This is a genomic window from Microbacterium sp. ZW T2_14 (assembly GCF_044987405.1).
Taxonomy (GTDB): domain Bacteria; phylum Actinomycetota; class Actinomycetes; order Actinomycetales; family Microbacteriaceae; genus Microbacterium.
The window spans coordinates 1-7,576 of record NZ_JBJDRK010000100.1; the positions used below are offsets into that span (position 1 = coordinate 1).

Genomic DNA, 7,576 nt, shown 5'->3' on the forward strand with positions numbered 1-7,576 from the left:
ACGCGAGAGCGCGGGGCGCGGGACCCGGGAGGGGAGCGATCCGATGATGTGTGGTTGACGATGGTGTGTGACACACAGTATGGTGTGAGACATGAGCGAAACCGAGATCCTCGAGACGCACCTGCAGGAGCTGCGTCGCGGCACCGTCGTGCTCGCGTGCCTGCGACTGCTCGTGAACCAGGGGTACGGGTACGGGCTGCTCGAAGAACTGGGGCAGCGCGGCTTCGCCACCGACGCGAACACGCTCTACCCGCTCTTGCGGCGCCTCGAGAAGCAGGGGTTCCTCACCAGCGAGTGGAACACCGACGAGTCGCGGCCCCGCAAGTTCTACCGCACGAGCGCCGCGGGCTCTCGGCTCGCGGCATCGCTCACCGACGACTTCCGCGCGATCGCCGCGGCGATCGACGACCTACCGACCCCCGACACTCAGCACTGACCGCCGTCAGCGCTCATCCACCACCAGCACTTGAGGAGAACCGACATGACAACCGCGACGCTCACCGACCGTTACGTCGACGCCGCGATGCGCACCGTGCCCGAGGCGCAGCGTGAGGACCTCGCCGCCGAGCTGCGCGGCTCGATCGACGACCAGATCGAGGCCCGCCTCGTGGAGGGCGAGGACCAGGCATCCGCCGAACGCGCCGTCCTGACCGACCTCGGCGACCCCGACAAGCTCGCCGCCCAGTACACCGACCGGCCGCTGTGGCTCGTCGGCCCGCGGTACTTCCTCGACTGGTGGCGGCTGCTGAAGCTGCTGCTGTGGATCGTGCCGGTGTGCGCCGCGTTCGGCGTCTCGCTCGCCATGGTGCTCGAGGGGGCGACGTTCGGCGAGATCGTCGGCGCCGTGGTGCCGCTGCTCATCACGGTGGTCGTGCACATCGCCTTCTGGACCACCCTCGTGTTCGTGGTGCTGGAGCGCACCGGGCACGAGACGATGACGAGCGGACGGTGGACGCCCGATCAGCTGCCCGAGCCGCGCCAGCGCGGCGCCGGACTCGGCGACATGGTCACCTCGCTCGCGTTCCTCGCGATCATGGCCGGTGTCGTGCTGTGGGACCACTTCGTCGGGCTCGCGCCGACGCAGCCGGGGCTGCCCTTCCTCGATCCGGGCCTATGGCCCTGGTGGATCATCGGGCTGTTCTTCCTGATGGCACTGGAAGCGGTGCTCGCGATCGTCGTCTACGCGGTCGGGCGCTGGACCCCCGCGCTGGCCGTGGCCAACGGCATCCTGAATCTTGTCGTCGCCGTGCCGGCGCTGTGGCTGCTGTTCGAGGGACGGCTGACCAACCCCGAGTTCTTCCCGACGATCATCGCCGACGACGGCGCGAAGGTCGGTGTGATCGTCAACGTGGTGTTCGGCTTCGTCATCGCCGGCATCGCGATCTGGGACACGGTGGATGCCGCGATGAAGGCGAGGCGGGCCGGCCGAGGCTGACCCGCTCGCGTTCCTCAACTGAGGAACTGGGCCGAGATGAGGACGCGCGAGCCGCTGCGCGTCCTCATCTCGGCAATCCTCCTCGAACGAGGATCGCCCCCTCGCAGCGGCCATAGTCTTTTTGCCATGCCTCTCCTCGACACTCCTGTGCGCCTCGGCGTGCAGCTGCAGCCCCAGCACGCCCCGTACTCCGCGTTCCGCGACGCCGTCCTGCGTCTCGAGGAGATGGGCGTCGACATCCTCTTCAACTGGGACCACTTCTTCCCGCTGTCGGGCGACCCCGACGGCCTGCACTTCGAGTCGTGGACCATGCTCGCCGCCTGGGCGGAGCAGACCGAGCGCGTCGAGTTCGGTGCGCTGGTCAACTGCAACAGCTACCGCAACCCCGACCTGCAGGCCGACATGGCCCGCACCGTCGACCACATCTCGGCGAAGGACGGCGTCGGCCGCTTCATCTTCGCGACGGGCTCCGGCTGGTTCGCCCGCGACTACGAGGAGTACGGCTACGATTTCGGCACCGCCGGCTCGCGGCTCGACGACCTCGCCGCCGGGCTCGAGCGCATCGAGGCCCGCTGGCAGAAGCTCAACCCGGCTCCCACGCGCGAGATCCCGGTCATGATCGGCGGTCAGGGCGAGCAGAAGACGCTGCGCCTCGTCGCCCGGCACGCCGACATCTGGCACAGCTTCGTGCGCCCCGACCAGCTGCCGCACAAGCTCGACGTCATCGAGAAGTGGTCCGAGCGCGAGCAGCGCGACACCTCCAACCTCGTGATCTCCAACGAGCTGCACCAGCGCGGCGAGGGCTTCGCCGACGAGCTGTACGACGCCGGCGTGCGACTGTTCACGCTCGGCTTCCAGGGCCCCGACTGGGACTACGACCTGATCCGCTCGTGGCTGCGCTGGCGCGACTCGAAGAACGCCTGAGCGGGGGACGGATGCCGCGTCCCGCGCCTGCGGCCGCGCGGGGCGTCACGAACCGGGCGGCGGGGCGCACCCGCGACTAAAATCGCGGGGTGACCGCTGCCCCTCCCGTTCCCCGCTTCGCCCTCGACATCGACGGCGTGCCGCGTCCGGAGCGCTCGCAGCAGCTGCTGGACGGCGTGCGCGAGCGGGTCGTGATCGCCGACGGCGCGATGGGCACCATGCTGCAGCGGTACGACCTGTCGATCGACGGGGACTTCCAGGGGCTCGAGGGCTGCAACGAGATCCTCAACGTCTCGCGGCCGGACGTCGTCGCCGCGATCCACGACGCCTACCTCGAGGTCGGCGTCGACGCGGTCGAGACGAACACGTTCGGCGCGAACTGGTCGAACCTCGGCGACTACGGCATCGAAGACCGCATCGCCGAGCTGGCTGCCGCGGGGGCGCGCATCGCGCGGGAGCGGGCAGAGGCGGCCGAGGCCGCCGACGGACGCGTGCGCTGGGTGCTCGGCTCGATGGGCCCGGGCACGAAGCTGCCGAGCCTCGGCCACACGACCTACGACAACCTCAAGCAGACGTTCGCGCTGCAGGCCGAGGGACTCATCGACGGCGGCGCCGACGCCTTCCTGGTCGAGACCTCGCAGGACCTGCTGCAGACCAAGGCCGCCATCAACGGCTGCCGTCAGGCGATCGTGAGCCGCGGCATCCGTCTGCCGATCTTCGTCGAGGTGACGGTCGAGACCACCGGCACCATGCTCATGGGATCCGAGATCGGCGCCGCGCTCACGGCGATCGAGCCGCTCGGCGTCGACGCGATCGGCCTCAACTGCGCCACCGGCCCCACCGAGATGAGCGAGCACCTGCGGCACCTGTCCAAGCACGCCACCGTGCCGGTTGCGTGCATGCCGAACGCGGGTCTTCCCGTGCTCGGGGCGAACGGCGCGCACTACCCGCTGTCCCCGGCCGAGCTCGCGACGGCGCACGAGCAGTTCGTGCGCGAGTTCGGACTCGGCCTCGTCGGCGGATGCTGCGGCACGACGCCCGAGCACCTCGCCGCGGTCGTCGAGCGCCTGGCGCCCTTGCGAGCCGTCCCCGCCCGGTCGTTGGGCGAGGGAGCGCCGGCGACCGAGACGAAGCCGGCCGCGCCTCCCGCAGGCGCTCAGAGCGTTTCGTCTCGCTCGTCCCTCGCTCGCTCAACGACCGAGGACCCCGGCGTCGCGTCGCTGTACCAGCACGTCTCGTTCCAGCAGGATGCCTCGTACCTCGCCATCGGTGAGCGCACCAACGCGAACGGCTCGAAGGCGTTCCGCGAGGCGATGCTGGAGGAGCGATGGGACGACTGCGTCGAGATCGCCCGCGATCAGATCCGCGTGGGCGCGCACCTGCTCGACGTCTGCACCGACTACGTCGGCCGCGACGGCGCCGCCGACATGCGCGAGGTGGTGTCGCGCCTGGCGAGCGCCTCGACGCTCCCCCTCGTCATCGACTCGACCGAGCCGGCGGTCATCGCGGCAGGGCTCGAGCTCATCGGCGGGCGCCCGGTCGTCAATTCCGTGAACTACGAGGACGGCGACGGTCCGACCTCGCGCTTCGGTCGCATCATGCCGCTCGTGAAGGAGCACGGCACCGCCGTCGTGGCGCTGACGATCGACGAGCACGGTCAGGCCCGCACCACCGAGGGCAAGGTGCAGATCGCCACGCGGCTCATCGACGAACTCGTCGGTGAGTGGGGCCTGCGGGTCAGCGACATCATCGTCGACTGCCTGACGTTCCCGATCGCGACCGGCCAGGAGGAGACGCGCCGCGACGCCATCGAGACGATCGAGGCGATCCGGCAGATCACCGCGAAGTACCCGGGCATCAACACGACCCTCGGCGTCTCGAACGTGTCATTCGGCCTCAACCCCGCCGCGCGCAGCGTGCTGAACTCGGCGTTCCTGCACGAGGCGGCCGAGGCCGGGCTGACCTCGGGCATCATCGACGCGGCGAAGATCGTGCCGCTCGCCTCGATCTCCGACGAGCAGCGCAAGGTCGCGCTCGACCTGGTGTGGGACCGCCGCGAGTACGACGCGGACGGCAACGTCACGTACGACCCGCTGGCACGGATGCTGGACCTCTTCGCCGGCGTCGACACCGCCGCGCTGCGCAATCAGCGAGCCGCCGAGCTCGCCGAACTGCCGGTGGGCGAGCGGCTCGAGCGCCGCATCATCGACGGCGAGGGCAAGGGACTCGAAGCCGACCTCGACCTGGCGCGCGAGGGCGGGCTGGCGCCGCTGCAGATCATCAACGACCACCTGCTCGAGGGCATGAAGATCGTGGGTGAGCGGTTCGGCGCGGGCGAGATGCAGCTGCCGTTCGTGCTGCAGTCCGCCGAGGTGATGAAGACCGCGGTCGCGCTGCTCGAACCGCACATGGAGAAGTCGGATGCCTCGGGCAAGGGCCGCATCGTGCTCGCCACGGTGCGCGGCGACGTGCACGACATCGGCAAGAACCTCGTCGACATCATCCTCACCAACAACGGGTACGACGTCGTGAACCTCGGTATCAAGCAGCCGATCGCCGACATCATCGCGGCCGCCGAGGAGCACAACGCCGACGTCATCGGCATGTCGGGCCTGCTCGTGAAGTCCACGGTCGTGATGAAGGAGAACCTCGAGGAGCTCCGCTCCCGCGGGCTCGGCACGAAGTGGCCGGTGATCCTCGGCGGTGCGGCGCTCACGCGCGCCTACGTCGAGGACGACCTCGCCTCGCTGTTCGACGGCGAAGTCCGGTACGCCCGCGACGCCTTCGAGGGCCTCGCGCTCATGGAGCCGCTCGTGAAGATCGCGCGGGGCGCCGACCCCGCCTCCGTCGGACTCCCGGCGTTGAAGAAGCGCCGCCATGCGGCGGGATCGAAGCTCACGCTCACCGAACCGGAGGCGATGCCGACGCGCTCGGACGTGGCATCCGACAATCCCGTCCCCGCGCCGCCGTTCTGGGGCACGCGGATCGTCCGCGGCATCGCGCTGCACGACTACGCCGCCTTCCTCGACGAGCGCGCGACGTTCATGGGGCAGTGGGGCCTGAAGCCCGGCCGCGGCGAGGACGGGGCGTCGTACGAGCAGCTCGTCGACACCGAGGGGCGGCCGCGGCTGCGCTACTGGCTCGACCGCATCCTCGGCGAGGGCATGCTCGACGCGTCGGTCGCGTACGGCTACTTCCCGGTCGTCTCGGAGGGCAACGACGTCGTCGTACTGCACCACGGCGACGACCCGACGGGCGTGCTGGGATCGGCGGGTCTCTTGGCGCCCGACGGCGGCAGCATCGATGGGCCCTCCGCAGGGTCCGGGCGTGGCGGGGAGCTCGGCACCGAGCGCCTGCGCTTCCACTTCCCGCGCCAGCGCCGCGACCGCCACCTGTGCCTCGCCGACTTCGTCCGCTCGCGGGAGTCTGGCGCCGTGGATGTTCTCCCGGTGCAGCTTGTGACGGCGGGTGCGCACATCGACTCGGTCACCGCGAAGCTGTTCGCCGCGGACAAGTACCGCGACTACTACGAGCTCAATGGGCTCGTGATGCAGCTGACCGAGGCGCTCGCCGAGTTCTGGCACGCGCGCATCCGCTCCGAGCTCGGCTTCGGCGACGAGGATCCCACCGAGACGGCGGGCCTGTTCAAGCTCGAGTACCGCGGCGCCCGCTTCTCACTGGGCTACCCCGCGTGCCCCGATATGGAGGACCGCCGCAAGGTCGTCGAGCTGCTGCGCCCCGAGCGCATGGGCGTCGAGCTCAGCGAGGAGCTGCAGCTGCACCCCGAGCAGTCGACCGACGCCTTCGTCTTCCACCACCCCGAGGCGAAGTACTTCTCGGTCTGAGACGTGAGGGAGAGCGGATGCCGCGGCCCGCGGCATCCGTCATCGCTCGGTCATCACTCCGACGTGATCTCGACCGACACGCTGCCCAGCGAGCCATGGGTCAGGGTGTCGGGCGACGCCGTGAGGAACGACGCCAGGGCGAGCAGGGCAGCCAGGAGCGGCACGGCCCACAGGGCTGTCGCCGCGATGCGGAGTGTGCGGTTGATGACCGCGGTGCGGGTGGCCTTCGCGGCGGAGCCGAGAGCGACCACGAAGACGAGAGCCATCAGGAACCACGTGAGCGGCGAGGGGCCGAGGGTCGCGTTGTAGCAGACGGGCTCGACCGATTCACTCGCCGGCAGGCAGCCGCCGCGCGAGGCGCGCGCGAATGCGCCGTACAGCACGGCCCACACCAGGCCGCGCCGCGCCAGGGACAGGATCTCGGGAAAGTAATGCCCGATCAGGGGCATGACGGCGGGCGGACTGCTCGCAGCGGTGGTCGATGTCATGGTGCCCTTCCGCCTCGACTCTTCCGTCACCGTAGGGCCTCGACCCGCTGTCGCGCCACCGGCAGGGCAGGACGCACGGAGTTCAGCGGCTTCGCGCGGCGCAGGGCGGCGAGGATCGGCCGGCCGACCACGATGAGGCCGACGACGGTCGTGATGGCGCGGAGGGTGTCCCAGCTGAGCGTCGAGGTGACCAGCGAGTACAGGAGGAAGCTCGAGAGGTTGACGTCCAGCGGTGCGGCGCCGTCGTACGAGATGCCGGTGCCGTACCCGACGGCGAAGGGCCAGAACCACAGGTTCATGAGCAGCCCGAAGGTGTACGAGGCGACGATGCCGTAGGCGCAGAGCATGGCGATCTCGGCGGCGCGAGGGAGCCGGCGGGGCAGCAGGCCCGCAACGCCGCCCACCCACGCGCAGGCGAACATCTGGAACGGCGTCCACGGCCCGAACGTGCCGGTGATCACGGTCGACAAGGCGATGGTCGCCAGGCCGAGCAGCATGCCGAAGCGCGCCCCGTACGCGCGGCCGGCGAGGATCAGCAGGATGAACACCGCCTCGACCCCACCCACGCCGGTGCCGGCGATGCGCACCGCCGCCCCGATCGCGGCGAGTGTGCCGAGCAGGGCGAGCATGTGGGCGGAGCGCACCGTGCCGTCGAGCGTCGCCACCACGACCAGCGCGGCGAGGGGGATCAGCGCGAGCGCGGCGATCGGCACGGCCGCATAGGCCTGCGCCGGCACCGCGGTCGCGACGAGCGGCCAGCAGAACGCCGCCAGCGCGACGAGATTGGCGGCGACGAGGGCGGCGAACGCCACCCGTGGCCGGTCACGGCGCCGACGGCCGACGGAGGGGGAGCGCGGGACGGAGGGGGAGCGGGGGACGGAGGC

General features: G+C 70.4%; 5 protein-coding genes and 1 pseudogene. 4 read left to right on the forward strand and 2 right to left on the reverse strand.

The genetic code is table 11. The features are described 5' to 3' along the window. The first annotated feature begins 91 nt into the window (after positions 1-91). The 4 genes from ACI3KY_RS19730 to ACI3KY_RS19745 all read left to right on the forward strand — a co-directional run bounded on the left by ACI3KY_RS19730 (position 92) and on the right by ACI3KY_RS19745 (position 6,204). Complete coding sequence (locus ACI3KY_RS19730) at positions 92-436, forward strand: PadR family transcriptional regulator (RefSeq protein ID WP_404931826.1); 345 nt, start codon at positions 92-94, stop codon at positions 434-436. A gap of 45 nt (positions 437-481) precedes the next feature. Next, positions 482-1,435 (forward strand): permease prefix domain 1-containing protein, encoded by a 954-nt coding sequence (locus ACI3KY_RS19735; protein ID WP_404931827.1) that lies wholly within the window; start codon positions 482-484, stop codon positions 1,433-1,435. Positions 1,436-1,561: 126 nt separating this feature from the next. Beyond that, positions 1,562-2,359 (forward strand): LLM class F420-dependent oxidoreductase, encoded by a 798-nt coding sequence (locus tag ACI3KY_RS19740; protein WP_404931828.1) that lies wholly within the window; start codon positions 1,562-1,564, stop codon positions 2,357-2,359. Between the two features lie 89 nt (positions 2,360-2,448). Further along, positions 2,449-6,204: a homocysteine S-methyltransferase family protein gene (locus tag ACI3KY_RS19745; RefSeq protein ID WP_404931830.1), complete on the forward strand. Its 3,756-nt coding sequence runs from the start codon at positions 2,449-2,451 to the stop codon at positions 6,202-6,204. 53 nt (positions 6,205-6,257) lie between these two features. Here the strand turns inward: ACI3KY_RS19745 and ACI3KY_RS19750 are convergent, their stop codons facing one another. Together ACI3KY_RS19750 and ACI3KY_RS19755 are read right to left on the reverse strand one after the other, a co-directional pair. Next, positions 6,258-6,692: a hypothetical protein gene (locus tag ACI3KY_RS19750; protein ID WP_404931831.1), complete on the reverse strand. Its 435-nt coding sequence runs from the start codon at positions 6,690-6,692 to the stop codon at positions 6,258-6,260. Positions 6,693-6,718: 26 nt separating this feature from the next. Then, positions 6,719-7,576 (reverse strand): annotated as a pseudogene (locus tag ACI3KY_RS19755) (ECF transporter S component); the annotation flags it as partial.

Bases quoted from the DNA above. Each gene is read 5' to 3' on its own strand.
- ACI3KY_RS19735 (WP_404931827.1), top strand. From the start codon at position 482: ATGACAACCGCGACGCTCACCGACCGTTACGTCGACGCCGCGATGCGC.
- ACI3KY_RS19740 (WP_404931828.1), top strand. From the start codon at position 1,562: ATGCCTCTCCTCGACACTCCTGTGCGCCTCGGCGTGCAGCTGCAGCCC.
- ACI3KY_RS19750 (WP_404931831.1), bottom strand. From the start codon at position 6,692: ATGACATCGACCACCGCTGCGAGCAGTCCGCCCGCCGTCATGCCCCTG.
- ACI3KY_RS19730 (WP_404931826.1), top strand. From the start codon at position 92: ATGAGCGAAACCGAGATCCTCGAGACGCACCTGCAGGAGCTGCGTCGC.